General features: G+C 41.7%; 35 protein-coding genes. 17 read left to right on the top strand and 18 right to left on the bottom strand.

The genetic code is table 11. The annotated features are described in order from the left end of the window. Window positions 1–280: 280 nt before the first annotated feature. Window positions 281–445, top strand: coding sequence for a hypothetical protein (locus tag NWE91_03245; GenBank protein ID MCW3985411.1), 165 nt, complete (start codon window positions 281–283; stop codon window positions 443–445). Window positions 446–616: 171 nt separating this feature from the next. On the opposite strand, the gene NWE91_03240 is transcribed toward NWE91_03245, so the two are convergent. Beyond that, window positions 617–2,302 carry an ATP-dependent DNA ligase gene (locus NWE91_03240; GenBank protein ID MCW3985410.1) on the bottom strand — a complete coding sequence of 562 codons (1,686 nt, stop codon included), beginning with the start codon at window positions 2,300–2,302 and terminating at the stop codon, window positions 617–619. A 66-nt stretch (window positions 2,303–2,368) separates the two neighbouring features. Then, complete coding sequence (locus NWE91_03235) at window positions 2,369–2,755, bottom strand: tetratricopeptide repeat protein (protein MCW3985409.1); 387 nt, start codon at window positions 2,753–2,755, stop codon at window positions 2,369–2,371. Window positions 2,756–3,304: 549 nt separating this feature from the next. Between NWE91_03235 and NWE91_03230 the strand changes: the two genes are divergently transcribed. Further along, window positions 3,305–3,682: a DUF123 domain-containing protein gene (locus NWE91_03230; protein ID MCW3985408.1), complete on the top strand. Its 378-nt coding sequence runs from the start codon at window positions 3,305–3,307 to the stop codon at window positions 3,680–3,682. 67 nt (window positions 3,683–3,749) lie between these two features. Here NWE91_03230 and NWE91_03225 read toward each other — a convergent pair whose 3' ends face one another. Next, window positions 3,750–4,178, bottom strand: a complete 429-nt coding sequence (locus NWE91_03225; protein MCW3985407.1) for a DNA-binding protein — start codon at window positions 4,176–4,178, stop codon at window positions 3,750–3,752. Window positions 4,179–4,441: 263 nt separating this feature from the next. Between NWE91_03225 and NWE91_03220 the strand changes: the two genes are divergently transcribed. Further along, a complete protein-coding gene (locus NWE91_03220; protein MCW3985406.1) occupies window positions 4,442–5,950 on the top strand; it encodes an AMP phosphorylase in 1,509 nt (502 codons plus the stop codon). Window positions 5,951–6,049: 99 nt separating this feature from the next. Here the strand turns inward: NWE91_03220 and NWE91_03215 are convergent, their stop codons facing one another. Beyond that, complete coding sequence (locus NWE91_03215; GenBank protein ID MCW3985405.1) at window positions 6,050–6,469, bottom strand: DUF4332 domain-containing protein; 420 nt, start codon at window positions 6,467–6,469, stop codon at window positions 6,050–6,052. A 90-nt stretch (window positions 6,470–6,559) separates the two neighbouring features. Continuing rightward, window positions 6,560–6,781: an NFYB/HAP3 family transcription factor subunit gene (locus NWE91_03210; protein ID MCW3985404.1), complete on the bottom strand. Its 222-nt coding sequence runs from the start codon at window positions 6,779–6,781 to the stop codon at window positions 6,560–6,562. A gap of 127 nt (window positions 6,782–6,908) precedes the next feature. On the opposite strand from NWE91_03210, the gene NWE91_03205 reads away from it, so the two are divergent. The 5 genes from NWE91_03205 to NWE91_03185 all read left to right on the top strand — a co-directional run bounded on the left by NWE91_03205 (window position 6,909) and on the right by NWE91_03185 (window position 9,155). Beyond that, a complete protein-coding gene (locus NWE91_03205; GenBank protein MCW3985403.1) occupies window positions 6,909–7,703 on the top strand; it encodes a TatD family hydrolase in 795 nt (264 codons plus the stop codon). 90 nt (window positions 7,704–7,793) lie between these two features. Continuing rightward, window positions 7,794–8,039 carry a 30S ribosomal protein S17e gene (locus tag NWE91_03200; protein MCW3985402.1) on the top strand — a complete coding sequence of 82 codons (246 nt, stop codon included), beginning with the start codon at window positions 7,794–7,796 and terminating at the stop codon, window positions 8,037–8,039. Window positions 8,040–8,053: 14 nt separating this feature from the next. Next, window positions 8,054–8,431 carry a hypothetical protein gene (locus NWE91_03195; GenBank protein MCW3985401.1) on the top strand — a complete coding sequence of 126 codons (378 nt, stop codon included), beginning with the start codon at window positions 8,054–8,056 and terminating at the stop codon, window positions 8,429–8,431. A gap of 15 nt (window positions 8,432–8,446) precedes the next feature. Next, window positions 8,447–8,740: a MoaD/ThiS family protein gene (locus tag NWE91_03190; GenBank protein MCW3985400.1), complete on the top strand. Its 294-nt coding sequence runs from the start codon at window positions 8,447–8,449 to the stop codon at window positions 8,738–8,740. Between the two features lie 130 nt (window positions 8,741–8,870). Then, window positions 8,871–9,155 carry a hypothetical protein gene (locus NWE91_03185; GenBank protein MCW3985399.1) on the top strand — a complete coding sequence of 95 codons (285 nt, stop codon included), beginning with the start codon at window positions 8,871–8,873 and terminating at the stop codon, window positions 9,153–9,155. A 186-nt stretch (window positions 9,156–9,341) separates the two neighbouring features. On the opposite strand, the gene NWE91_03180 is transcribed toward NWE91_03185, so the two are convergent. Next, entirely contained in the window at window positions 9,342–9,848 is a 507-nt protein-coding gene (locus tag NWE91_03180) for a DUF1947 domain-containing protein (protein MCW3985398.1), read from the bottom strand. A 252-nt stretch (window positions 9,849–10,100) separates the two neighbouring features. Here NWE91_03180 and NWE91_03175 point away from each other — a divergent pair, with 252 nt between their 5' ends. Next, window positions 10,101–12,356, top strand: a complete 2,256-nt coding sequence (locus NWE91_03175) for a PKD domain-containing protein (GenBank protein MCW3985397.1) — start codon at window positions 10,101–10,103, stop codon at window positions 12,354–12,356. A 40-nt stretch (window positions 12,357–12,396) separates the two neighbouring features. Here NWE91_03175 and NWE91_03170 read toward each other — a convergent pair whose 3' ends face one another. Further along, window positions 12,397–12,882, bottom strand: coding sequence for an Lrp/AsnC family transcriptional regulator (locus tag NWE91_03170; protein MCW3985396.1), 486 nt, complete (start codon window positions 12,880–12,882; stop codon window positions 12,397–12,399). A gap of 292 nt (window positions 12,883–13,174) precedes the next feature. Here NWE91_03170 and NWE91_03165 point away from each other — a divergent pair, with 292 nt between their 5' ends. The 6 genes from NWE91_03165 (at window position 13,175) to NWE91_03140 (ending at window position 17,031) form a co-directional block, all read left to right on the top strand. Beyond that, window positions 13,175–13,690 carry a hypothetical protein gene (locus NWE91_03165; protein MCW3985395.1) on the top strand — a complete coding sequence of 172 codons (516 nt, stop codon included), beginning with the start codon at window positions 13,175–13,177 and terminating at the stop codon, window positions 13,688–13,690. Then, window positions 13,683–13,868, top strand: coding sequence for a hypothetical protein (locus NWE91_03160; protein MCW3985394.1), 186 nt, complete (start codon window positions 13,683–13,685; stop codon window positions 13,866–13,868). Before NWE91_03165 ends, NWE91_03160 begins: the two co-directional genes overlap by 8 nt. Window positions 13,869–13,980: 112 nt before the next feature. Further along, window positions 13,981–14,562 (top strand): hypothetical protein, encoded by a 582-nt coding sequence (locus tag NWE91_03155; protein MCW3985393.1) that lies wholly within the window; start codon window positions 13,981–13,983, stop codon window positions 14,560–14,562. Window positions 14,563–15,026: 464 nt separating this feature from the next. Beyond that, window positions 15,027–15,389: a hypothetical protein gene (locus NWE91_03150; GenBank protein MCW3985392.1), complete on the top strand. Its 363-nt coding sequence runs from the start codon at window positions 15,027–15,029 to the stop codon at window positions 15,387–15,389. 23 nt (window positions 15,390–15,412) lie between these two features. Continuing rightward, complete coding sequence (arsM, locus tag NWE91_03145) at window positions 15,413–16,291, top strand: arsenite methyltransferase (protein ID MCW3985391.1); 879 nt, start codon at window positions 15,413–15,415, stop codon at window positions 16,289–16,291. A gap of 146 nt (window positions 16,292–16,437) precedes the next feature. Next, window positions 16,438–17,031 (top strand): dienelactone hydrolase family protein, encoded by a 594-nt coding sequence (locus NWE91_03140; protein MCW3985390.1) that lies wholly within the window; start codon window positions 16,438–16,440, stop codon window positions 17,029–17,031. Between the two features lie 247 nt (window positions 17,032–17,278). On the opposite strand, the gene NWE91_03135 is transcribed toward NWE91_03140, so the two are convergent. From NWE91_03135 to NWE91_03110, 6 genes are all read right to left on the bottom strand, one after another. Continuing rightward, entirely contained in the window at window positions 17,279–17,443 is a 165-nt protein-coding gene (locus NWE91_03135) for a hypothetical protein (protein ID MCW3985389.1), read from the bottom strand. A gap of 486 nt (window positions 17,444–17,929) precedes the next feature. Next, entirely contained in the window at window positions 17,930–18,505 is a 576-nt protein-coding gene (locus NWE91_03130) for a DUF2148 domain-containing protein (protein MCW3985388.1), read from the bottom strand. A gap of 12 nt (window positions 18,506–18,517) precedes the next feature. Continuing rightward, a complete protein-coding gene (locus NWE91_03125; GenBank protein ID MCW3985387.1) occupies window positions 18,518–18,667 on the bottom strand; it encodes a hypothetical protein in 150 nt (49 codons plus the stop codon). A gap of 12 nt (window positions 18,668–18,679) precedes the next feature. Then, window positions 18,680–19,456 carry a thioredoxin gene (gene trxA, locus NWE91_03120; protein ID MCW3985386.1) on the bottom strand — a complete coding sequence of 259 codons (777 nt, stop codon included), beginning with the start codon at window positions 19,454–19,456 and terminating at the stop codon, window positions 18,680–18,682. A gap of 217 nt (window positions 19,457–19,673) precedes the next feature. Then, on the bottom strand, window positions 19,674–21,026 hold the full coding sequence (locus NWE91_03115) for a M20/M25/M40 family metallo-hydrolase (protein MCW3985385.1): 1,353 nt from the start codon (window positions 21,024–21,026) through the stop codon (window positions 19,674–19,676). Between the two features lie 160 nt (window positions 21,027–21,186). Continuing rightward, complete coding sequence (locus NWE91_03110; protein MCW3985384.1) at window positions 21,187–21,552, bottom strand: nitroreductase family protein; 366 nt, start codon at window positions 21,550–21,552, stop codon at window positions 21,187–21,189. 117 nt (window positions 21,553–21,669) lie between these two features. Between NWE91_03110 and NWE91_03105 the strand changes: the two genes are divergently transcribed. Continuing rightward, the gene (locus tag NWE91_03105; GenBank protein MCW3985383.1) at window positions 21,670–22,884 is read left to right on the top strand and encodes a hypothetical protein; all 1,215 of its coding nucleotides are present in this window, start codon (window positions 21,670–21,672) and stop codon (window positions 22,882–22,884) included. Between the two features lie 72 nt (window positions 22,885–22,956). Next, a complete protein-coding gene (locus NWE91_03100; protein ID MCW3985382.1) occupies window positions 22,957–23,496 on the top strand; it encodes a hypothetical protein in 540 nt (179 codons plus the stop codon). 18 nt (window positions 23,497–23,514) lie between these two features. On the opposite strand, the gene NWE91_03095 is transcribed toward NWE91_03100, so the two are convergent. From NWE91_03095 to NWE91_03075, 5 genes are all read right to left on the bottom strand, one after another. After that, window positions 23,515–24,162, bottom strand: coding sequence for a PKD domain-containing protein (locus NWE91_03095; protein MCW3985381.1), 648 nt, complete (start codon window positions 24,160–24,162; stop codon window positions 23,515–23,517). A 132-nt stretch (window positions 24,163–24,294) separates the two neighbouring features. Continuing rightward, window positions 24,295–24,945, bottom strand: a complete 651-nt coding sequence (locus NWE91_03090) for an adenylate kinase (protein ID MCW3985380.1) — start codon at window positions 24,943–24,945, stop codon at window positions 24,295–24,297. 232 nt (window positions 24,946–25,177) lie between these two features. Beyond that, window positions 25,178–25,651, bottom strand: coding sequence for a class I SAM-dependent methyltransferase (locus tag NWE91_03085; protein MCW3985379.1), 474 nt, complete (start codon window positions 25,649–25,651; stop codon window positions 25,178–25,180). Window positions 25,652–25,717: 66 nt separating this feature from the next. Then, window positions 25,718–26,008 (bottom strand): hypothetical protein, encoded by a 291-nt coding sequence (locus NWE91_03080; protein MCW3985378.1) that lies wholly within the window; start codon window positions 26,006–26,008, stop codon window positions 25,718–25,720. Between the two features lie 188 nt (window positions 26,009–26,196). Continuing rightward, window positions 26,197–26,977: hypothetical protein (locus NWE91_03075; GenBank protein MCW3985377.1), on the bottom strand; the 781-nt coding region annotated here is incomplete at its 5' end.

The raw sequence follows: 26,977 nt of genomic DNA, 5'->3' as shown, positions 1-26,977 counted from the left end.
TATTTGCCAAATGATTTTTACGTAATCTTCGATAAGTCGTTGTTTTTGCTGTTTATCTTCCAGAGCATCGATACGTTGCCGTAAATGAAATGCGCGGCGTTTCAGTTTTTTAATGTTCAAAAAACCACATCTCTCGGCAATGAATCGATTGAGGAATGCGTTTCTCGCTAATAAGTGTTGTGTTGCCAAAATATATGTAGGGTATATGGGTTCTTGCGCCCTTATTCTGCATGTAGAAATAAATAATTGCGTTAAGATTTACGTTTTCCAGTGATAAATAATGCAATCTGAACTCAAAAAGTTGATTAAACTTGGCGAAAGCAGCCCTTGTTACCAACTTTTGAACATGGAAATCGAAGAAGTGAGGAAGGTTTATACTCGTCTATCAATAAAAATCGATAAGAGATACAATCAGTTCCTAAGAACAGTTCACGATGAGCTATAACAAGTTTAGCTGATTCAGTAGCGGCGTGGGCAATCTACGGCTCAAATAATCTTAAAGGCACTCTTGTAACCATAGAGATGAAGATTAATTTTTTTAGTTTATGCATGAAGACGATCAACGCGTACTTGCTTCTTCTATGAAACGCTTTGGCGCATGCAGGTTCTACACTTTCTACATGCCACTTTTTCTCTCAAATTGCTGCTCGTAAATCTCTCTAACTTTCTGTATAGTATCTGCCTCTTCAAGGTTTTTGTCATCGCGAATTCGAGTAATTCTGGCAAAACGAAGAGCCATGCCACATTTGTATTTTGGGCTTCTTTGAATTTCATTATAAGCAACCTCTACCACAATTTTTGGCACAACAATAATTTTGTACCTTTCATCTTTGACAGTCAACTCTTTTAGTCGTTGGGTCATTCTGATGATTTCAGCGTCAGTTAAACCTTTGAAAGTCTTTCCTACAATCAACAATTCGCCACTCTTCATGTCTCGAGCAGCAAGATAGTAGTTTGAAAGCCAACCATGCCTACGTCCATATCCATACTCTGCCGCAACTATAACCAAGTCTAGAAACTCAAGAACCTTTTTAATTTTAAACCATCTTTTTCCACGAACTCCTGGTGTATAGAGGCTGTCAACTCTTTTCGCCATCAAACCTTCGTGTCCAGCTTCTATGGCTTCTTCTAAAAATTTTTCAGCTACTCTCATATTTTGAGTGACAATTTGTTTCGCTAGAGGGATTGTCCGTATGACGTTGGTTAGTTTTTTTCTTCGCTGTGTGTAGGTTTCATTAATGAGGCTTTGACCATTAATATATAGTGCATCAAATAGGTAAAGCTGAACTGGAATTTTTTCAGCTGTAAGTTGAATTTCACGGATTCGCCTGAAACGCCTCATTAAATGTTGAAAAGGCATAGGACTTCCATTCTTGCCAACAGCGATGACCTCGCCTTCTAGGATAGCTTCGTTTGCCTTAACTTCACTTTGGATAAGTTCAACAATTTCGGGGAGGCTTTCTGTTACGTCTGTCAATCGCCGACTGAAAATTTTCACAGCGTTTCCTGACTTGTGGATTTGAATACGGGCTCCATCCAACTTGTATTCTAACGCTGTCTGTCCGTCATGCTCCTCTAAAGCTTCAGCAACCGTTGCAGCTGTCTGGGCCAACATAGGTTTTACTGGTCTGAAAATTTCGAGTTCTAGTTTCAACAAGCCTTCTTTTCCTTTGAACTTTGCTATAGTGGCAACTTTGCCAATGTCGCCTGTAAGCATACTTGCTGTTTGAACAACGCCAAACGGGATGTTGAATGCTTGTGCTATTGTAAGCTCCATTAAGCCTTCGTGGAAGCCAGTCCGCATTTCGCCAATTAAAACTTTCACGACGTATTTAGCCTCGAGCGGTGTTGCTGAACCTAGCAGTGTTTCAAGCAGTCTTTCTTTCTTTTCTCTCGAGCCAGTTCCTGTTGCCTCTGCGATGGCTTCGAAAGTACGCTGCACTTCAAGTATTGTCAGTTGCTTTTGGAAAAGCATGGCTTGTTTTCTAATTTTGCCTTCTTCGAATATGATTCTGGTCGCGTCGCCTAAATCGCCAGTTTTACTAAAGGCTTGAGAAAACATGTTGTTGTCAATATTGGTTATTTTTCGTATTATTGTGCTAATGGTCATCCAACTGATTTCTAAAACACGTTGATCGCATTTTGGAAAGACTCTACCCATAAGCATTGATATTGCAGGTTCAATCTCCTCGGTTTCGAGTTGTAGGATGAATGAGGCAACCCAGTTGCCCATAGCCTTGCGTTTTGTTGTTGACTCTAGTTTTTCGCAAAGCTCTGCTAGGATTTGGAATAATGTTGGCATGTGAATCGCTTTCGAAGAAAAGATGATTAAGGGAAGATAAGCATTCCTAGTTCAAAAAGTGGCCTTTTAGAATAGTTGCGATGCAAGTTTGTCTTTGACTTCCTTTATCTTCTTCTGCAACTCCGCGGCTTCTTTGCTTTTCTCTTTTTTCAATGCTTTGTAGCAGTCTAGAATGTATTCTAGGGCACTGACACCGAAGCGGTCGAACCCTTTTTGAAAGGCAATTTCAGCAGACTTGTTGAAACGTTCAATAGCTGTTTTATAGTTCTTTAGCATGAAACTGCATTCACCAGCCTTGAACAACATGGTTGAAGCGTCGAAAAAATTGCCCTTCTTTTCGTAAAGTTCTGAAGATTGAAGGAACTTTTCTGTAGCTTCCTCGTATTTCTCGGTCTCGTATAAAATGTTGCCTTGCTTGTGAAGCTTAATTGGATCTTCTTTTTGAACACTCATCAGTTTTTTACCCGCAACTTTCTATTCATTTACCTCTTAGTGTTTTAAATGTTTCCGCATGAGCATACACGATTTAGAGAATAAATGCAAGGTATCAAAGCTTATATGTGCATGCTCTAAACGGTTGGTTCGTGATAAATGCATGTTTGGAATGATGAAGACACTGATAAAACAGTTAACTAGTCCTAGCAGATTTTTTAGCGGTGTGCGAACCAAAGACTGGAAGTCCGCTTTTGTTTTCTTGTTATGGATGAAATTTTTCATTTCTGTTGTCACGCCTATCGTTAATTATCTTGGAATAGATACTCTCTACAAAGCTAAAGAATGTAGAGCCATAATTGTTTTGGTAGTGTTTGTAGCCTTGAACTTTGTTGGAATATTCCTTTTAGCTACGACGGTGGGTTTCTAATTACCGAGGCAGCTCAAAACTCAGCCAAGGAACAGCGATATTTCCTTAAAAAGCTACCCAAGAAAGGAACCTATACGCTAATAATCCTTGTATCAAACGAACTAAAAGTAAATGTAGGAAAACTCGGCACAGAAACGTTCTTGCCAGGATACTACGTTTACACAGGTTCTGCCCTCGGAAAAGGTGCAACTAGTTTGCCAAACAGGCTTGCAAGACATCTTAAGACTTTGAAAAAGAAACATTGGCACATCGATTTCTTACTCTCCAAAAAAGAGGCTAGCATAGAGGCTATAGCTGCTGTTTCAGGCAACCCGAATTCTGAGTGTGAGATAAATCAATTTATCAGAAGCCAAATGAAGGCAAAGGTTCTAATTCCGAAATTTGGTGCGTCTGATTGCAAAAACAACTGTGAGAGCCATCTTTTGTATGTTGGAAATGAGGCTATTAAGCGCAAAATTTGTGTTTTGTTTGAAGGAAAGTTTGGTGAAGACAGCACTTTTTTAGACCTAGAGGAATAGCGCCAAATTGAAAAAGTTTTATAATGACTTTGGACGGTATAATGCGCTTTAAGTAACGTAGCTACTTCTACAGGGCCCATAAGTAGAGATTTCTCTGTGGATCAAGTTCCCTTGTAAGGGATCCACTTTCCGCCGCAATTAATACAAGCTCTGCCGTCGCATCAACTAAACATCCTGGTAAAACATGACCACCAAAAGCATTGGCATCGATGTCACTGATCACTATATGCCCATGAACAACAAGTTCAGCCTTTTCTTTGACGGAAATGTTTCCTGTACACGACACTATTTCCAAGGGACCAGTCTTTTCAATCGGTATATATTTCCCTTTTTTGTAGTAACCCAAAACTGCCTTTTTTAATGTGCCTATAAGGAAAAAGAAGCCGGAGTTAACATTACTATGCTTAGCTGCCAAAGCAATAGTCTCAAGCAAATCCTCATTTTCAAAGAATCTAGCAAAAACCGCCTTTTCGATTTTGGATTCAACAATTTTCATAAGAATATCTCCTTGTGGAATGCACAGCCCTATAGCATTAAAAGCTTTTGGAAAATGTAGAGTCATAAAGTCATTTTAACATGAAATAGAGAAGCATCAATAACAAAGACTTCATTAAAGCATTACAGTTAATCAATTCCTAGAAGGAAGTGCACAAAATGCCTTAACGAAGACTTAAAAGAGATAAGGCACCCCAAAAGTGGGGGTAAATACATAACACTTATCTAAATTTCATTTGAATAGCGTGCTGTGAGGAAGCGATAGTGAAGCTTAAAGCAAAAATAATTGATTTGGAAATTGGCAAACAGATGGTCTTGCTTCACGAAAAAGATGCCCAAGAAATTGGAACTCTAGCTCACGATTGGGTGAAAATTATTTATGGAAAACGAAAAACTGTGGCTTTCGTTGACACAACGAAATCTTATTTGACACAAGGAGAAATTGGGATTTTTAGAGATGTTCATAAAGAGTTCAAAGTTAAAGATGGCGCGGGAATATCTGTTTCTGTAGCGGAACCACCAGAGTCAATAAAGTTTATTCACAAGAAGATAGGTGGCGAACCTCTCAACAAAGAAGAATATTATACTATAATGCACGACCTAGTCAATTACAGACTTGACGAAGTGCAGATTGCAGCTTTTGTATTAGCCGAAGAGTTTCATGGCTTAACAATGAACGAAATTGAATACTTGACCCGCGCCATGGTTGACACAGGGAGTGTGATTGACTTCGACCGTTCATGCTATGACAAGCACAGCATAGGAGGCGTGCCAGGCAACAAAGTTACATTATTAATTGTTCCTATTGTAGCAGCAGCTGGATTGCTTATTCCAAAAACTAGCAGTCGCGCCATAACCAGTGCCTCAGGAACTGCTGATACAATGGAAGTACTTGCCGATGTTGAATTCGACGCCACTGAACTGAAGGAAATCGCGTCGAAGACAACTGGAGCAATTGTTTGGGGTGGAAAACTTGGCATCGCACCAGCTGATGACTTGCTAATTCGCGTTGAACATGCGTTAAACATCGACCCTCTTGGACAAATGTTGGCAAGTATTATCTCCAAAAAACTCTCAGTTGGGGCAGACCATGTGGTAGTTGACATTCCTGTGGGAGCAGAAGCAAAAGTTACTACAGTGGAGGAAGCACGAAAACTTGCTAAAAGCTTTGTCGAACTAAGCGAACGCTTTAACATGCATCTTCAGTGTGGCATCACTTATGGAGGACAACCCGTCGGACACATGATAGGCCCGGCGTTAGAAGCACGAGAAGCACTAATTGCGTTGCAAGGAAAAGGACCTGCAAGCATAGTTGAAAAATCTACAGCATTGGCAGGTATGCTTCTAGAAATGGGGTTCAAAGCTCAACCTGGCCAAGGCAAGGATTTGGCTAAAGAAATTCTTGCTTCTGGAAAAGCTTTGAAAAAAATGCGAGAAATTATTGAGATTCAAGGAGGTAACCCAAGACTTCGACCTGAGGACATTGTCATTGGACACCACACCGTGGTACTTAAAGCACCTTGTGATGGGTTCGTGACAAACGTCAGCAACACCGCAATAACCACTATAGCCAGAGCGGCTGGGGCGCCCCGAGAAAAAGGGGCTGGGGTAGCGCTGCGCTGGAAGAGAGGGTACAAGGTAAAGAAAAACGACATTCTATTAGAAATCTACGCCGAACGAACATCGAAACTCAACACTGCATATAACTTAGCTTTAACTATGAACCCTGTCACGGTTGAAGGAATGCTTCTTCACAAGATCCCAGAATTTTAATGAACAATTCTAAATTCTACTCGGAAATGTGGAAGAGTGGAACAGCAAGTCGTCAATTATCTGAGAGAGGCGCAAAATCAAGATAGATATTTTATCAAACTATTTTTCCAACAGCAGATTCCTAGCGTTTTTGACCCATCGATTAGTGATTTTGGATGAAATCTGGAGTTGTTCCGCCAACTCTTCAGCAGAGGCTGCCGACAAATCTGCAACCGTGGAAATTCCTAGCGCTTTCAGTTGCTCAGCTCTTTTCTCGCCTATTCCTTTCACCCGTGTTAACTTTGTAATGGACTCAACTGTTGGAGAAGGAGTGATGAAAGGCAATTTGTGCTTCTTAGGTCGTGCGCTGTAACCAAAAATGAAAGCTGTAACCCCAAAAAGAGCTAACACAAAAACAATTGCGCCAAAAAGCAATCTTCCGCCCATAGGAGCTTCTAAAGACTCTACATTGAATAGAGCATAACTAGCCATCATAAAGAGTATCGCACCGATAATGTATAAGATATAATCTGAACGCAATGTTTTTCCCCAATCGTGTTATCATGATTTCTTTTTAATACATAAATAACTTTTCTAATGTCCTGGAAATAAAAAAGGGAGAGGGAGGAGCTATTTTCCTACTACTTTGCGTGTTGCAATCTCGATGTCTTCTGACTTCACAGTTTTTCGCCCTGCGTGCATCGCATATTCTATGGCCTCTTTGGCGATTTTGATTCCAATGTCTTCAAGGGCAACTGCTAACGCTTGTGCAGCACTTTCACTCACTCTGTCGGCTTTGGCTTTTTTGATTATTCGGTGCATGGGTGCAATAGACAACTCTAAATCAGCCATTTAACCATCTCCGTGGTCTCTTTTTCTGTTTAAGCCAGTATTTAACCCTTATCCTTTCTTCTCAGACAAAATTCTTTCTATCCGTCTATAGCAATGCCTAAAAGCTAACAATAAACATTGAAAAGTCATGAGATTCGTGGATGCCCATCTACACTTGTCAGACCCGGAATACGAAGCACAGGTCGATGAAGTAGTAGAAGACGCTGAAAGTTCAAACGTTGTTGCTTTGGTATCTAACTCGGTGAACTTTCAAACAAGTCTTCAGAGCATCAAACTCGTAGAAAAATATCCCACGCTTGTGTATGCTGCTTTGGGAATACACCCGTGGAATGTCAAGGAGTTATTGCCTGATGAATTAGAATGTATAGTAGACTTGATCCTTAACTATAGAAAGTATGAAAGAATGGTCGCAATTGGTGAGATAGGGCTAGATTACAAGTATTTGAAGGGAGAAAAGAAGGAACTCATGAGCAGGCAGTATGAAGTGTTTTGTGAGATGTTGCAGCTTAGCGAAAAGCTTTCCTTACCTGCAGTAATTCATTCAAGAGGAAAAACATCAGAAATCATGAATATACTCTCCTCTTACAACATCAAGAAAGTATTGTTACACTGGTTCAGCAATCCAGTGAAATTGCTGCCTGAAATTGTAGACCGCGGATATTATATTACAGAAGGTCCTGCAACACTTTATTCGACCCTCATACAAGGCGTTATTCGTCGAATTCCCCTCGAAAATCTGTTAACTGAAACAGATGGTCCTGTCAGATTCTTTAGGCCGCCTTTTAAAGGAAAGATGACCACACCTTCATTTATACCGCTGGTAGTAAATGCAATAGCAAAAATAAAAGGCAAACAGGAAGCGGAAGTGGCTAAACGGATTTTTCAGAACTTTGTGACCTTTTTCGAGATAGAACCGACATAACCAAATTGCTTTTATGGAAGCCGTAATCATTAAGAGAACCAAAGAAGGAACAGTTACAAGAGTCAAAAACACAGGGGATGAACAGAAACTTTGGGCAAAGTGCGGCAAGAGCACGTGAAAAAAGCTGCCCGCGAATTAGTAGGGCGATACCCGGACAAATTCAGTACCGACTTTCAAAGCAACAAAAAAGTAGTAGAATCTCTAACTCAGATCTCTTCAATTAAGCTGAGAAACAGGATAGCTGGATATATTACCAGGTTGATCTCAATTGCCAAAATGCGCGCGCGCGCAGAAGAAAGTGAAATGGAAGAAAGCCTTGAAGAGGACAAACAGTAGGAGTTCAAAGCTAAATGACTACAGCAGGTGATTATAGAAAAGGATGGGCTCTCCGTTACCTTAGAGAAGCAAAAGCAGAACTTCTAGCAGCTCAGAAAACGCCTTCTATTGCACACAGCCTAATACTCGAAGCAATGAGAAAAGCGCAGGCAGCAATATACTACAGCTTAGGCGACCCTGCCTTCATAGAATCAATCGTATACCAAGCGTTTTATACCCAACAGCAATCAACTGACGAACCTGTACTTAAATGTCTGATTGAAATTGAGCGGACAATACAAAAGCTTTCTCGAACGTCTGATTTACAGCTTCCCACGACAATCAAGCATGTTGATGATATTGTGCAGATTGCATCTGATATTGTCCAACTTTTTATTGACGAAAAAGATTAGTCTGGAATGAGAAGGTTGACGATTAGAATAGAAGTAAATTTTCTAGGCACTCTGCAAGAAATAGCTAAAAAAAGGAATGTTTCACTGGAATTTGATAGCTTTGTAGCCGTCAAAGATGTGATTTCTGAACTAGCAGACTTTTTTCCATCCAAGTTTAGACAAGTTTTGATTGACCCTGAACTCAACGATCCTCGACCAAATGTGATTATTTTGCTTAATAAGAAAGAGATTGGTCTACTTGCTGGGCTTGACACTAGAATTGAGGATGGTGACAGTTTGGTTTTGATTCCGGTCTCACATGGAGGCTAATGGACACCCCCACATGATGCGCGCGCACGCATTTTGTGTCTTCCGAGGAAACGTGTGTATCAATATTAATTACCCGTTCATAAGTCACTTATGTCTAGTTTCTTCTGATTAAACTCTTAGTGGAACTATCATGAGCCAGGAATTTGAGGAACAGCAAAGGCTTGCATACGAACTTAAAGAGCAATTGAAATCATTGGAAGAAGAAGAAAGAAGTCTGATCGAGAGAGTAAAAATCCTCGAAGCAAAGCTGGAAGTTCAGGACTTGCTGGATAAGGTTAGAGCGAAGAGAGAAACAAATGGTCAGCTTCGAAACAGAATAAAGGAACTAGAAGAGAGATTGAAATCACAAGAGAAGCCCCCTATCCAGGCACAATTAGCATCACAACAAGAAGGAATACCGAGAGAGCATTTCTAATTAGACCTCTTGCGCATGTGTGGAGACTTTGACACTTTCGGGAAAATCTGCGAAGTAAATGCAAAACTCCGTTTTTCAAGTCGTTTTAGGCGAGGTCCTTAGATTTTCGTAAATATATTAAGGTTGATTGGGTGTTGTAGATTTAGCATTTGCCCAATTGTGTGGCTTCTCCACAGAACTTTTGCTTTATCTTGCAGAATCTAGTTGTTTCACTGTGTTCCACAATTCGTCTCCAATGTAATGGATGTTTTTTAGAATTTTTCCATGCTCAAGTTTCTTTGCCTTTTCTGTGCTGTAAAGTGCTATGGCAATAGCTATGGGTTTTTGGTGGCGTTCGTCAGAGATTACGACAATGTCTTCTTTATTGAAAGTTCCTTCAAAATTGACAATGCCTGGAGCCATAATATCTGCTCCGTTACAGACGTATGGGACTGCTCCCATGTTTACCGTAGCTTTCGGCAGCTTTGATAAAAGTTCGTGAGATACAAGTGTAGGAAAGAGGGCGTTGTCTGACTTTACGAAAATTGGCTTTCTATTAAATAGAAATATTTCTTCATTATTAGTTTTAGCAAGTTCGATAGGTGGCTTCAGCACTGGTAACTGTTGAGTGTGGATTTTAGCTCTTTCGAAGAATTCTGAGAGTAACTTCTTTGCTTCCTTTTCTTTCAGGAACTGACGTTCGATTTTCGCCACGTTGTCACCAATTAGATATTGTTACGGTAATTAAAAATGTTAACTTAACTGTTAGCATCCTACTCCATATACATTCAAAGCGAGGAAAATTGACCCTCAACCTAACCGGAAACTCACAGTAAAGATTGAAGCCCCAAAGATTTTTTTAAAAAGTCCTTCGTGCAGGTCCGTGTGCGCTTATAGAAATTAGTTCCATAAGCTTTAAATGGTTTCTAAAGCTAGTAAATAACAGTTGAGGGAGAAGGAGAAACAATGTGCACGTACGCAGTCAAGTCATTACGCTTGAGTGTTTTAGGTCTTATAATTCTAATGCTTTTCTCCCTCTGTCTCCTAAATCCCGCAAAAGCCGACCCCGCAGCCATCCTCAAGGTTTCTCTTCCAGATGGCATATACGTCGGCCCCGATTCAGATCCATGGTTAAGCGAATGTTGGCTGTTAAACCTAACTGGAATATCCCAAACTTTCACCGTGAGAATCAACAACACAAGCGCTGCAAAAAGATCATACGACACACACCTCATTATTGCCCTAAATGACATCGGCTACGACAACCTTGAAAATCTTGTTGTGAATAGTACCTCTATACCGAAATCAGCATTCCAATATGGCACCCCAACTCCATACAACCTTTGGACTTGGCCGCCAGGTGATGTTTATCCTACATGGTTTAACGATACCTATGTCAATGTTGGAACTGTACCCCGTAAAGGGTACAAGGAAGTCGTAGTTTCTGCAACATTTTCAAATACAACAGGCATTAGGATGCATTTTGACGCCTACGGAAGTAAAGTTAATACTCCACCTACAAGTACCGGCGACATAACTCACAACTCCATTTCCAAAGATTCCACAGTTTTGTTCCAAGCTGGACCGCCAGCACCTCAACATCCAATAGCCAAGTTCTTTTATGACCCAGCCTATCCGAACACAGATGAAATAGTAACTTTCAATGCTTCCGAAAGCTACGATCCAGACGGCTATATCGTTAGTTATAGCTGGAATTTCGGAGACGGACCCCCCGTCGTTATAGAAAGCGACCCAATAACAAATCACACTTACACTGCCTTTGGAAACTACACAGTAATACTGGTTGTCACGGATAATGACGGTCTTACAGACAACTCCACAGCAATCATAAGTGTCAGACAGCATCCCGTCGCCGCTTTCAGTTTTTCGCCATCTGACCCATTGGAGCATGAGGTAGTAACCTTCGACGCATCAGCTTCAACACCTGATGGAGGGGTCATTATCAGCTACGAGTGGAATTTTGGAGACGGAAACATCACGACCGTGACCTCCTCCATCATAAACCACACGTATTCCACGTTTGGAAACTACACAGTCACTCTGAACGTGACAGACAGCGAGGGAAAATGGGACACAGAATCCGAACCGATTACGGTTGAAGCTTTGCCTATCGCTGACTTCTGGTGGTCGCCGTTTTATCCCTACACATACGAAAATGTCACCTTTGACGCTTCAGACTCGACCCCTGACGGCGGGGTTTTAATCAGTTACACTTGGAATTTCGGAGACGGACCCCCCGTCGTTATAGAAAGCGACCCAATAACAACACACCGTTACACTGCGAATGGAAGCTTTACAGTAACCTTAAACATAACGGACAGCGAAGGCAGATGGGATACAGAATCAAAGATAATCACCGTTAGCCTTCGCAGATACTATTTGACAGTGAAGACAGATCCAGATAACATCACAACGATTCAGGGTGAAGACTGGTATGATGAAAGTACCAGTGTCAGTTTGGCAGCGCCAGAATTTGTTCAAGTCTCAACAGGTGTCCAATACAGGCTCAGCTATTGGGATGTTGACAACAACACAATTCAGGGAAACCCCATCGTTGTGCAAATGGATGATAATCACACAGCAACTGCTCACTACGTCCTACAATACTACTTGACAATAACAACAAATCCCAGCGGTGCCACCACTCCTTCTGGCGAAGGATGGTATGATGCTGGGGCATACGCACCGATTTCTACAGATGAACTTATCGACATTGTGCCCGGTTCATCCCGTTACAAGTTCTTCGGCTGGACAACAGCCAACATGTCTGAAATAACTGATCCCACTTCTTCCTCGACAACAGTGTTAATGGATAAGGCTAAAACTGTAACTGCAAACTACGAGACCCAATACTATTTGACGGTTGAGACTCATCCATTAGGGATTGCAGCAATTCCAGGCGAAGGTTGGTATGACGAATCTACAAATGTGCCTCTTGCCGCACCTTCAGTTGTAGACTATAAGTTTCTCCATTGGGAGGTTGACGGATTTCCGCAGGATGCGGGTGATGAATCAATTTCAGTAAGGATGAACATGTCTCATACTGCCATCGCTTGCTACGAAGAGATTATTATAGGAGGCTCTACAGTTTCCGTAAAGTCGCCTCTACTGCCCACATGGATAAGCCTAAACGTTATGCTCATCACTGTCGTCTTTATTACGTCGTCTTGGTTAAGAAAACGGCGAATGAGAACCAAATAGACATCTTGGAAATTTGGACAAAAAGTTAACGAACACTTGGTTAGTTTCCGCTTTGGAAGGAAAAAGTTTCTTCTTTATATTTCCGTGTGATAATGGAAGTTCTAATGCGAAGTACGCCCTGCAGGGGGGCCACGAACTGTGCAAGAAAAGAATGTAATTTCTCTTGGTCTTCAGCTACTATTTTTGCAATTATTAGTAATTCCTCAGAGAGCGAGATGAAGACTTCTACTACCTGTTCTTGCTTTGCCAGTTGTTCTGCAACTTTTCCGCTTTCTTTCGGATTGGTAAAAACTGTTACAATTGCCGTAAGCAGTTTCACTCCGGCTTTTTTGGGGTCAATCATAACGCAATATCTTCTGATTACTCCATATCTCTCCATCCTCTTTATGCGGTCATATACAGTAGAGTGCGCCAAATTCAAGCGCCGCCCAATTTCCGTATATGTCTGTCTGGCATTTTCTTGTAGGATTTTTAGTATTGCCCAGTCTAAATCGTCGAGAATAACCAGTTGATTCTTAGTCTTCATAAATCGAGCCTTCTTAAGAAAAAGTAGTCTTTGCATTTTTCATAATTTATTCTTTGCCATCGGTAAAATGTAGAAAAACTTGGTGGATTCCTCCAATTCTATTAATGCCTGGTAAGAATTCATTTCGGAAAACTGTTTAAAAAGCATGGAACATTCCTACAATTTTCTGGGCTTTCACTGTTGCAGCTACGGTTTTGCGAAGTTTATGTTAAATAAATTTAAATTAGACGCTGAGAACTAGAAGAAGAAAACTAGAAAATAGTTCTATAAGAATCTTTCAGTGATGATTAGTATGACTAAACTTTCAGAAATGCCTAAGGTCTGGAATCTTTTGAAGCGTTTCAAGGAAACCTGTCGTCGCAGAGGTTGGAAAACTTCCGATTACGAGGATATAGTAAAGATAGATGACGAATACCATAATTTCATTGGAACGCGAACGATCCACCCATCTACCTTTAAACGAATTGTTTCCAACAAGAAACGTGCCGTTCCTGAAGGAAAATCTTATCATATAATAGATGTCTCTTATACCGCTTGGGTTTTTCAGCAGCCACCTTCAAAACAATTAGTGGAAACTTTGACAGTGAACCCTGAGCTCTCCAAGAGAACAGCTCTGTATGATTTAAGTGGGCTATATCAAGGCAAGCCACTCTACCTAAAGCTGAACGAAACAGGCAGCCTCGTATTTGATGAATTTGAGAAATTTTTAAAGAAAACATATGGAGTAGAGACCAAACCACTCTACGAACCACGAACAAATGAACCTAAAACCTTCAAGTCAAAGCTTCTAAAAACCTCACTTGGTTAAAATTGACATCTACGACGTTGTAATGCAGGCTAACGCCTATGCTAGCATAGGGACTGGTGTGCCAGATAGGAACTGGTTTCCAGGAGCAGCCCGTGCATCTCATGTTGGTCGGGTTGACATCTTGGACATCACTTGTATAGCTGGTCCATATGGGTTGATATGGGGATGCACACCTTAGATTCATAAGATTCGTATGTGCATCTTACTGAAACAATGATTAATGATGTCGCGTTGAGAAACGCAAGCTTTCTTAAGGAACATAGTTGATATTTTCTGCTCGGAGAGAGCCTATGGCAAGAGAAGAAAAGAAGGACGAAAATGAAAAGATAAAGAAGCTTGCCGAGTTCAAGTCGATGCTTGAGAAGAAGATAGCTGCAGCAATGGTGGATTTGGAAAATTTCAAAATGCTTCTCGAGTTTGTTAATGAAACTCTATTGGAAAAGGGATTTAAAAGAGCAGAGATTGAAGAGCTCAAACCTGCTAAGATGCCTTCGTTGCCGCCTGTTGTGGAATATCAAACTGTGTTTCCTCTTAAAGCCGTGACAGGAGATCTTCTAGCGAATCTATACATGAGTAGAGATTCTATGCGTGTAACATTTGCTGAGGGTAAAAGATTTGACGTAAAGACTCCGCCTTTTCAACAGTTTCTGGTTGAGCGTGTTCTAAAAAAAATGCAGGAGAAAGACAGTCAAGCCGCAAGTAAAGGTGAGATGGCTCCCGACAAGATTTTTTCTTACGAGATAATTTTGGACGGTGATGCCATTCGAGAGATCGTGATTGAAAATCTCACAGCAGACAGGCTGCGCGAGTTAAAGTCAAGCATCCGATGGACATTAGAGAAAATGCACGAAAAAATGAAAAAAAATGTTTAACACTTGCCCCTTCTATGCATGCCTATCAAAATAGATGATTCTATTTGTTTGGAAAGGCAAAAGCGTTTTCCAGAAGGCGCCAATCTCCCTTTTTTTCCTTTTGGATTCCATTCAGGCTTGTTCTCTAAGCAACATCGGCTGTATGATGTCCTCTGAAGCTGCGCGAAAAATGTACATCAGAGATGTACATCGCAAGGAGACCAAAGCGCTTTATGGGCAGGGCTCCCGCAAGGTGGATGATGTGGCTTTGGGGACATGATGTCTACCAAAATCTCAAGATTTACGATATAAGCGCGTTAGCACAAAGTAGCCGGGCGAAGTAGCCTTGGATAAAATGGAGATATCACCCGCAACCCCCCATTCTAGCAGAACACGTATCATGTAATATGTAAGGAAACATTTATATGTTTGATTTTCCATATTGACATTACAAAATACGCGTAACTAAAAAGGGGTGAGATAAAATGGACGAGGAAAAAGGAAAAAAGAAAGAAATGAAGCCTAAAGAAGGCGAAAAGGTTATTATGCTGGAGTGTTGCCCAGAAAGTGAGGGTGCAGAAAAATTCAAAGAAAAGGTTCTAATGAAAATAAGTGAGAAGCTAGAGGGCAGGAGTAACGTAGTCATGACAAGACTGAACGACGAAGACTTCAAACAAATAGACGCGCTCGTCGAAGTTGAAGCCTTCAAAAGTAGATCTGAAGCAGCAGCATTCTTTATTAAAGAAGGAATACAAGCTCGTAAAGACTTGTTTCAGAAAGTAATGCCAACAGTGAAGAAGATCAGAGAGCTAAAGGAGCAAGCGAAAAGATCACTTGGCAAAGAATAGACGTAACAAGACAACGAAAAGGGGTGTTAATCTTGGAGGAGGAGAAGATAAGGAAAAACGTGAGGGAAGGATACACCAAAATAGCCAAAAATGGACTTTGTTGTAGCCCTACAACTTCATGCTGCGGCAGTTCCGCTACATACGAGGAACTGAGCAAGAAAATGGGCTACGCCGACAAAGAGCTAAAGTCTATTCCTGAAGGTGCCAATCTTGGTCTTGGTTGTGGAAATCCTATCGCACTAGCATCTCTTAAAGAAGGTGAAACAGTTGTTGATCTTGGCTCTGGCGCTGGTGTTGACTGCTTCCTTGCAGCAAAAAGGGTCGGAGAAAAAGGAAAAGTCATCGGTGTAGATATGACTCCCGAGATGATAGATAAGGCAAGAGAAAACGCCCGAAAAGGCAACTACAAGAATGTTGAGTTTAGATTAGGAGAGATCGAAAACCTACCTGTCGCAGACAACACTGCTGACGTGATCATCTCAAACTGTGTAATCAACCTTGCGCCAAATAAGAGGAGAGTTTTTGAAGAAGCATTTAGAGCGCTAAAACCTGGAGGAAGATTAATGGTTTCAGACATTGTTTTGCTGAAAGAACTCCCAGAAGCCCTAAAGAAGAGAGCACATCCTGCCAGCTGCATCCGGGGGGCAGTGATGAAAGACAAATACATAGAAACAATTGAACATGCAGGGTTTCAAAAAGTGAACACTATTAAGGAAACGCATTATTCTTTCGAAGACATTGTGAATGACCCTGACGCAAAAGTCATCGTTGCTGAACACAACAAAAATACCCAAGAATTAAGAAGCGTCTCTGAACTAGAGGAAGAATCAAGAGAGATCGTAAAAGACGCTCTAGTCTCAACCATGAGTATCAACGTTTCAGCAGTAAAACCTTCAAAATGACAGTTTGATGTGCCCCAACCCTATTCTTCGACAGTGGAGATATCTCTCGAATTTCCACCGCAAACCCCCATTTTTTCTGTCGAACCGCATCCACCCTGGAAAATCTTAAAAGTTGAAAATATGAAAAAATATGGAGAATGGCGTGCATGCAGGTAAGTTTCAGAAGTAAGGATGAGACCTTGCTCGCAACTCTGTATGGGGATTCATCTGTGGGAATTGTTCTTTGTCCGCCACATCCTCTGTACGGTGGCAGCAAGGATGATACTAGAATTGTTAGAGTTGCCAGAGAACTTGCGTCTCATGACGTCTCGGCTTTGTGCATAGATTATGGTGGTTATGGCAAAGGAGTCAAGGAGATTCAAAATGTGTTGGATGCGATTTCGTTCATGCGGAAAAGAGTTGATTCTTTAGGTCTTTTGGGATATTCTTTTGGCGCCGTAGTCGCGTCTAATGTAGCGGTTCAAGCTGAGATTAATTGTTTTGTTGCCATTTCGATTCTGAAGAAAGTGAATAGCCTAAAGGCAAACTTGGACTTTGATTGCCCCAAACTCTTTGTACATGGAAAACACGACAAAGTAGCGCCATACTCGGATTTTAAACAACTCTACAAAAAAGCAAGAGAAAGAAAAGAGAAACTTGTTTTAGACACAGATCATTTCTACATGGATGACTATCCAACAACAATTGATTTAGCTTCACAAAGTATATGTGAATTTTTCAAAGAGGCATTTTCCAAATAACCCGCGAGCCATGCTTTTTTCTCTTCTTCAGAAAAACGGTGCGGGGTGGGATTTGAACCTCCTATCGAGCGGAGACGTCACCCCCTTAGCTTAAGGTGGCAAAGGTACAATCACTAATGTTTTCCTGAGCAGGTCAGCCTGATATAACAGTTAAAGAGCTCCTAACAACGTTTCTGAGGTAGTCTATAAAAAGTAAAGACAATAAACACTTAACAAGTGTTCATAGATGCACACGAGGCTGGCTGTTCTATGAGTATTCATCAATTCTGTTTTTGCCCTTTCTTTGTATATCTTCTATTAACGTGAAAATGCATGGTTCATCTGGCGTCGGGCACTCCATTGCGGGATGATATAGACATTTTTTCTTCTTTGCATACTTGGCGTTGTTTACATCCTTCTTGATGCGCTGCATGACATATTCACTCATGCAATTATACATATTCTTGTTGAAAGCTAACACTCAAATAATTAACAATTGCGGTTTGGTCACCGTATTTATGTGGAACTACTTCAACCATGCTTTGACAAGCGACTTGAAGACTCGACATGCATACTACGAAGGCGGAGTATGAGTGTGCGTTATTGAAGTGTCTTGGATTAGTTGTGGCGGCTTCTAAAAGGACTGAGACACACCTAGACTTCCCCCCTACCCTTTTCTGCAGGCACTAAAGCTTTGAAGTCTAGCAACATAATATTGATTCCAGTTTCTGCGTGCGCATAGCTTGTTTGTCGCTCATTTGATGGTTTCTTTATGAGGCTTTGGATATGATCCTGAGGAAATACTCACCAAAGAAATTTTCAGTCAGTCTGATCGCACTGTAGCTGGTTTAGATTTAGAAGACGATGCAGTTCAAACGTTACGTAATGTTCTCAAAGACCTGACCAAGCAAGAAGTGTCTCAGCGGTATACTTGTACCTCTCTAGATCTGTCGAAGTAGACACTTTTGCCGCTAGCAGAGAGAGGTATCCCCATAATGATATGGGCTTCTGGCAGTAATTTTAGTCTCTTTGCTGCAGTTCCAACCCGATACATTATTCGGTTGTCTACGTTAAGGAGATTTGCTGTTTTTGCTGCTGAGCCCAAGGCTATACCCAAATCTAAGGCTTTAAACAAACATGTAGGTCCCACAAAATCTTGACCCTGCGTTTTTTCCGCTTTGTTGAAGGCTTCGCAGGTTGTGTAGCCACATGCGCCGCAGTTGATACTGAGGGATTTTGGTCCTTTTACGCCGATTATCAAGGCTGCTTCAGAGTCGCGTAAGTTTCTGCTGTCTCGTCTGAAGGCTTTGATGTTCCTTTCTTCTGCAATCTTGCCCATTTCTGCTGCAATTTCATCTTTTTCTTTTCCATAGACTATCGCCATAACTAAGTCATCGATTCCCGCTGACTTGGGTGCGGTTCTTGCCGAGACCAGCATTAGTTTTGCGGCCTCTAGAATTCCTTCCTTTTCTCCTTCTCTGCGAATTATAGGCATTTTCTTTCCTTCTCACGGCAAGCCTGCTACTGCAGGTTCGAAAATGCTTTTCATTAAATCTGCGATTTTGGCTAGTTGACCCGTAAATAATGCCACCGAAACAAATGTTAAACCTGCCAATAGAATAAGGGAGCCTATGATTCTTTTTTCTGAAATCTCCATAGATTCCCCGCCTCAGATATACCTCTTCAGCTTATTTTCAATTAGCAGCTTCGGGGATGCTCCAACTATGCGGTCCACTTCTGTTCCGTTCTTTATAATTAGCAACGTTGGAATTCCCATTACACTGAACCGAGTAGCTGTCTTCGGGTTTTCATCTACGTTAAGTTTACCAAAGACTATTTCGCCAGCATGCTCTTTGGCTAATTCATCTATAATCGGGGCAATCATGCGGCAGGGTCCACACCACGATGCCCAGCAATCTATGACCATTAGTGGATGTTCTTTGATAGCCTTGTCGAAATCGGCGTCTGTTACTGTGATTGGGCCAGAGATTTCATCGCCGCTTTTGGATTTTTGCATCCTTTCTTGCATTTTTCTTGCTTTGATTTTTTCTAGTTCGGGGTCTTCTTTTTCTCCAAACAAGTGACCATACTCCGTCATTATACATTTGTTCATTATTACTGCTAGTTCGGCTTTTTGAGCTTTTTCTGCAGCTTGTTGATTAGTTACTCCGAGTTGCATCCAGATTACATAAGGCTTTCCATGTTGCTTTTTCAGTTGGATCGCTTGGTCTATTACAGGCGGCACGTCTTCTGAGGGTCTGAAGATGTCAACGATTTCTATAGTTTTTTGTGTTTCTGGTGGTATGTCCAGTAGGGTTTTGTAGGTTTTTTGTCCTAGGATTTGTTCTGCGTTAGGGTTGACCGGTATGGCGTTATAGCCTTTTTCTTGTAGATACCGGGCAACTTGGTGGCTTGCTTTTGTGGAGTCTTGGGAGAGCCCGACGATGGCTAAGGTTTTATATTGTTATAGGATTTGTTCTATGCTGGCTCGATTCAACCTTATGTTGCCTTCTTTTGAGGTAATGGTGGTTATTGCAGTACTAAAGACTTTAGATTTCTCTATAAGCGGCTCTTAGATTAAATTGGCCGCTTCAACCCACAAATTAGCTGCCAATAGGCGTCATATATCACTTCGAGTGTACGTGCTTTGAGATTAGATACAGTCAGGATTGGCTGAAATCATTTAGGATAGTTGCCATGAATTTAGTTCCCTTTATGAAGCCATCTATAGTTAGGTTTTCGTTTGGAGCATGACCTTTCGCATCTGCGTGACTGCAACCCGCAGAAACAACGGGGCAATCCAACCAGTTTCGGAATAGATGCATAGGTCCCGAACCTGCACTGGTAGGATACACTGCGGCTTTTTTCTTATAGACTTTTTCTGCCGCCTGAGCAACAACGTCTACAAACTTGTCTGTTACGGGAGTTTTTGCTGGCTCAGTAGACCCATGTTGTATAGCTTCGACATCTTTGAAACCAGTCTTCTGCAAGTGGTTGACAAGCTTCTCTAGAATTTCGTTGGGCATCTGGTTGGGCACGAGTCTAAAATCAAGTTTCACCATAGCTTCCTTCGGTAAAACTGTTTTCGAGCCCTGTCCCGTATAGCCTGTGAGAAAACCATTAATTGTGCATGTAGGACTGTAAAGCAGGGTTTTTTTTGCTTCTATTCCGGTTTTCCCGCGTAAAAACTTTTTCAATCCCAAAGTCTTCTTTAGTTTTTCTTCTTCAAGCGGAATGTCGTTCAACAGTTGGAGTTCCTCTTTAGAAGGCTGTTCAACGTCGTCATAGAAGCCTTCAATTAGTATCTCTCCATCTTTGTTTTTCAAACTGTTTAGAGCCCAGACGAGGCGCCACGCAGGATTCGGAATTAGTGGAGCATTTGCAGAGTGAACATCCCTATATGCACCTTTAGCTCTCAGCTCAACCGACAACACACCTTTGAGCCCTAGGTAAATCTCGGGTCGTCCTTCATAGTTCGTTCCGCCAAACTCCCATATTGTAGCGTCGTTGGAAAACAAGTCTTTATGCCGCTTAACAACAGGTGCAAAATGGGGGCTGCCGATTTCTTCTTCGCCTTCAACAACAAACTTCACATTTACAGGAATGTTGCTAACAACTTCAAGAAAAGCCTCAACGGCCTTTATTCTCGAAACAATATTTCCCTTATTATCAGAGACGCCTCGACCATAAATTCTTCCCTCATAAACTTTGCCGCTGAAGGCATCAAATTTCCATTCTTCCAAGGGTTCAGGCGGTTGAACGTCATAGTGATCGTAGAACAGCAGTGTTTTCTCTGAATTTTTCGACTTGAGCTCTCCATAAACAACTGGATATCCATCTTTTTCAGGAATTATCTGAGTAGAAAATCCAGCCTCACACAGCATCTTTTCAACCATTTCGGCACATTCTTGCATCCCCTCACCCTTTGCAGAGACGCTGGGCTGTTTCACCAACCTAGCCACTTCTTGAATGAAGTCCTGCGAGTGCCTGTCAATATAGCCATAAACTTTCTTCATGCCCACAAAAAGCACCGTCAGCTCAGAGGTTTGCCGAATTCTTCTTCGAAGAAGATTTCTGAAATTTCCTTTCGCGGTCTAGACTCTGGAATTTCGTCAGGCACGCCGATGGGCAGTAGAGCAATCACGCGCTTCTCCTCCGGGACAATAAGAATATGCTTCACTTCCTCTTCGTTGAAAGCCCTATCCAGCATGTACCATAGCCCAAGGCAGCAGCCGCCAGAACCATATGTTCCACCGCTATTTTGGGGTCTTTCTCATACCATCTTTCAGATATTTCAGGATCACCTATAGCCGTTACAATTGCCGCAGCATCTGCTAAGAACATCTGATTGTTTGCTGCCTTAGCCAGAGCCTGCTTCCTTTCCGCATCGCGCACCACCACAAAGCGCCACGGCTGTCGGTTAGCGGCAGAAGGCGCCAAGCGGGCAGCTTCAAAAATCATCTTCAACTCTTTATTTGAAATAGAGCCAGGTTTATATTTTCTGATGCTTCTCCGAGTTTCTATTGTTTCAAAAATATCCATACTCTTTCCTCTATCTTGGATTCATACTTCTTAGAACCATATTATCCTTTACCTAATTTATTTTTAGGCAAGAAGTTTTTAGTCAGAAAACTGCATTAGGATTTGAGGTACACTAGAATGGTTGAGGAAAAGGATGTTTCAGATTTTCTCAAGCAACATAACGGTCAAGCTTCTCTTGACGAGATATCCGAAGGACTTCACATAGCAAAGTATGGGCCTGATTCCGCCTATGCCATACTTCAAGCTTTGAAATTGAAAGGCGTAGTTGATAGAAAAGGTGAAATGTGGATTCTAACAACCCCTGTTGAATTAGTCGTGTCTGAAGCGAAGCCGGAAGAGAAAGTTGTAACTGCTGCTAAAGAAGAAAGCGAGCCACAACCTGATGTTAATAAAATAGTTAAAGCGATGGCTAAGACTCTGGCTAATGCTGTGAAGGAGGCAAGAGAGCCAGCAGATGAGTGGGAACTTGCTACAAAACCCATGACAACCGAAATCGAACGTAAAGAAAAAAAGCTTAGCTCTCTAGTTCTGCGACCGAGCACCGCGGAAAAAGCCAAAAAAACCTTGACAGCCCTTCCAACTGGAACTTTCATTGACCACTTGTTTCTCACAATTGAAGGGCCCCCTTTGAATGGTCTACCTATCGTAGGTCAGTTCGCACTCACCGGCTTGCCTGGCGCGGGTAAATCTATTCTTGTGGAGGAAATCGCCATAAATATTTGTTCTGCTGAAAAGAAAGTTCTCTACGCGACGGCTGAAGACACTTGGCAGAGTCCTTCACCTCGTTTTGACCTGCAGTCTCGCATGAAAGAAAAAGCCGATTTTTTAGGAAAAGATTGGAGTAAAATCCAGGAAAACTTGTTTGTGCTAGATACTGTCATGTTTCCAGAGCTACTTGACTGGGATACCTTTGCAGAGACTTACCGCTACGTTGTAGAAAAGGAAAACGTTGATTTAGCCATTATTGACTCTGTGACTGTTCTCGAATCATATAGAGGGGCATTGAAATACCGAGTTATGGAGTTAGCTAGGCACAACCAGAAGAAAGGGGTCACGTGCATCTATGTAAATCAGCGTGGTAAAGAATCGTGGGATACTTATGAGATGGCGGGAGGCATTGGGCTTGCTCATAACCTTGATGGCACTATAATAGTTGACTATGGGCGTGTTTACTGGCAGGACCAGCAGATGGACTTGGAAGTGAAGAGAGGCGAGTTCGTTAGGATAGCTCGAGTCTTGGACTGTCGAATGTGCAATTTCAAACGTGATAGAATCCGCATTGAGATCACAAAAGAGGGTCTATTAAGACCTGTAAAAGCTTCGATTTCGTAAATGGACGCATTCGCTGACTAGACGATTTTTATACAGGCTTACATATTCTCCAGCAGAAAGGGGCAGTATTCGATGACAATAATAATCGATGATGCAGGTATCGGAGACCTCCTTTTCGGTGTGGTCATAGGAGCCTTTCGCGATGAAACCCAAGAATTTAGATATGAAATTTTGGATGTTAGATATTTCAGAAGTCAACGATTCCGCCAAAAAGAGTATCTGGACCAAGCTTCAAAGATTGTACTCCACTTACTGGACAAATTCAAACTCAAAGCAGAGGAACCAATCTACATCTGCCGCGGCTACATCTTCGACGAGGCTGTTAAAGATTTGGAAAAGAGATACTGCGATGACCGAATCCATCGAGTCAAAGTGACAGGAGAACCTCAACGCCTTACAGAAACAGCTTACCTTGATGAAATAAGAAACTTGGGCTACAAACCCCTAAAAGAGAGGGACACAAAGAGGGCAAAAAACTTCTTCCACATGATGAACTGGTTGAAGAAAAACCCAGATAAACTGAAATACGCCAAAACTGGTTGGCCACGTCTATCCAGATACCGTTTATTTAAATCATATCACCAAGCAGGATCAAAAGAAAACCGAAAATGACGCTTTCAAAAAGAAAAACTATGGATTGACGCCTTGTCGCTTTCTTCTCCACCTTGGCATGGCATAGGCCATCAGTGCGACCATCATTGCAGCTAAAGCCACAATTGTCCCAAGCGGAACTTCTGGAATAACACCAGTTGATGTTATCATTTTTGTATCCATAGCTGTATCTGTTAGACCATCATCGTCTGTTACCCTGAGAGTGACATTATATTCTCTAGGGATCAAGTATACAAAGGATACCACATCAGGAAATGTTGTGCTCTTATCATAGACGCCATCACCATCAAAATCCCATTCATACAAGAGGATCGTTCCGTTATAATCATAACTCTCACTAGGGTCAAATTCTATGGGTATGCCCACAGGCGCAGTGTGCGCGCTCTCTGTAAACGATGCCACAGGCATATGTGCGCCAAACTTCGCTATTATTTTCACTACATCGAAAATGTCTATCTTTCCATCAGCAACAACATCTACGTTTGGATTCCAATACTTGTTACCAGATTGATAACCGTAGGCTTCCTTCACTGCCATAATGTCATCCATATCAACTCTGCCATCATGGTTGACATCTTCTGGTAAGTAACAAGCACTTGGGCTTGCAAGGGAAAGCATTATGACGGTGGCTAGGAAAGATGCCAACAGTAGATATGAGAATCGCATGTTATTTGCTCATTAACTCTTAACCTTTTTTTAGATATTAGCCTAGTTTCAAAAATTGACACATTCTAAATTTTGATCTATTGGCTGCACGTATATACTTGGCTTTTTTACGCGCACCATATCTTTTTTTTATTATGAAAGCTTGAGCTTTTTCAATCCTTTAAGAATCTCCTCAACTGCAACTTCAGGTGGTGTGTCTGTGTCTTCACATTTGAATTTTACAAATGGAGCCTTGCCTTTGTAGTATTCTAGAAGAGGCTGCGTTTGTCTTTCATAAACTTTCAACCTTTCCTTGATAACTTTTGGTGTATCATCAATCCGCTGATAGAGTTCGCCACCACATTTGTCGCAGACTCCTGGTTTCTTGGGCTTCAAATACCGAATATTGTAGACCTCTCCACAGTTTCTGCAGATTCTTCGGCTTGAGAGTCTTTCGATGATAATCCACTCTGGTACAAGTAGGAGGATAATTATATCAATCTTCGCGAAAGTGCCAAGCGCCTTCGCTTGTTCAATAGTTCGAGGATAACCATCTAATATGAAACCCCTTTTGCTATCATCTTTGGCAATCCTTTCTTTCAGAACCTCGACTATGATGTTGTCTGGGACTAGTTCCCCTTTGCTCATATACTCCTTAACTTTCTTACTTAACGTTGTTTCTTCTTTCACTATCTCTCGAAGAATATCGCCTGTCGCTATGGCCGGCATGCCGAGTCTTAACTGCAACCTTGAGGCATATGTCCCCTTTCCTGAGCCCGGTGGACCGAGAATTATGAGGTTCATTTCTCATGTCTCCTTAGAACTCGTGGTTTTAAAGAAGTTTACAGCTTAGTAATTAAGCATTACTGCAAGAGTCATATTGGTAGCAAATCCCTGTACTCAAAAATTGCGTGGATTTCACCTATTCGCTTTAAGAGCCTTCTATTGCTTTTCCGCAAAATCTTTTTTCTATGCTCCTAGCAACGTTCCTTAGAACTTTTTCAGAAAGGGAAAATGATCCGCAAAAAACTCAAAATTACTTATGATAAATGTATATTGTGTGTGATGGGTAGCCAAGCTTTGGATTTTCACAGAAGTTTTCCGTTTTTACTGGTTTCCATCCTAGAATCTCGTAGTCGTGAGAAACTACTCGTGCACCGGGCTTCAATTCTTTTTCCAGCTTTGGCTTGACTTTGTCATTTGCGCTAGTTGTGAGATATAAAAACACGACATTTGCTGGAGAAAGGTTCACTTTGAATAAGTCGTTTTGGACGATGGTTACTCGGTCTTGGATGCCGAGTTCATGAATAGTTGCTAAAGCTTTTTTGGCTAGATCTTCTCGCAGTTCAACGCCGACCGCTCTGGCTCCAAATTCTTGCGCCGCCATAATTACTGTTCGACCATCCCCGGCCCCTAGGTCGTAGAAGGTTTCCCCAGGCTTTAGGTCTGCAAGTTTTAGCATGTGCCTGACAACTGGAAGAGGTGATGCAACGAAAGGAGCGATGAACAATTTGTGATTTCTCCTTCTACGCTTTTGTGTTATCGATTTGCTTATTTTAAGGTTTGTTGACGTTTACTATGCTACATATGTGGTTTTCTTCTTTTGCATAGGTCGTCTTGCCTCACCGCACTTCAGACAGCTTTGCTGGCAAAGTTCGAGGTATTTCTCCTCGTCTTCTTTTACGACTCCAGCCGCTTGTTGGCAAAGTTTACTTTGTTCAATGCAGCCCGATTCCTTACATAATTTTGAAATGAGGCTACAACACTGCTTCACATCTTCTGGGCTAAAAGCAACACGATTTGTCCTTACAAGTAAGCAGAGTTCCCTTGCTAGGACACAAGTTCGCATGTATTTGAACCTGCTCAAGGTTTTTTTTCTTAATCTTTGTCTACTTAATTCCAAGCATCCCTACCCCAAAGTGTGCATTAGTTTTTTTTCGTGCAATTTATAGTTTTAGAAGCTTCAATAGCTATGGCTAATCTATCTTCAAGTTGTCGGCTGGAATGCCAATACTCGCATATAAACTGGGACAGTAGAGTTTGCATTTCTCTCAACTAATCTGCCCAGAACCTTCTTCTTAGCGCCTTTCGTTCGGCTTCAAGCACTAATTCAAAGAAGTGATCTGTAGGCTTTTTCTCTTTTTTAAGGATACTCTTAACATCGTCTGGTTTTACTCTTCGAGCAGAAAGAGCTATTGCCGCAGTTTTTCCATAACTTGAAATCAATTGTGCAGTCTTGATAGCTTGTTGGTGCATTTTTCTTTCGAATTTAGCCAGTTTTTCTCCTCTCTTTTCCACTAGGGACCTCACATGGTTTTCTTCATTTCTTAGTATTCCTAAGGCGTTGGAACCACACTGTGGACAGACTGGGTTGTCGGGCAAGTTTTTTATGCATATCATTTCCAGGTAATCCCAGCAGTTTGTGCAGACAAAGCTTCGGACTTCGTTTAACAGTCTTGCCTTTGCCGATTCGACGAGAATAAGCCGCATTCTTTCCGGTGGAATCGGGTCTGTTTTCATGCTAACGCGTTCTATGCCGACTCTTGCCACTGGAGTCGCCGATCCTTGCGTGTCAATTTTAGCTATTGCTACTTCGTTCCTTCGAAGTTCGTCTATCAATCGAAGAAGCCTTTCCAAGTCTAAATCTTTAGTGAATGTTTCTTTAAGTGCTTCGTCGTAAATTGCAGTGCCTTCAAAACTTTTCACCAGCTGCCTGAGGCTAACAGTGCTAAAGTCCGCCCACTTCTTCAGAGCTCCAAACCTTCTTGCGACGTGAATCATTCGACGCTTGAAAATTCCAGTTTTTACAGTTGCCTTTGTCAAGGCGTCACGTATT

The sequence above is a fragment of the Candidatus Bathyarchaeota archaeon genome (assembly GCA_026014805.1).
Lineage (GTDB): Archaea > Thermoproteota > Bathyarchaeia > Bathyarchaeales > SOJC01 > JAGLZW01.
The sequence above is the reverse complement of the archived record's forward strand: the minus strand, read 5'-3'. Positions and strand labels throughout refer to the sequence as shown.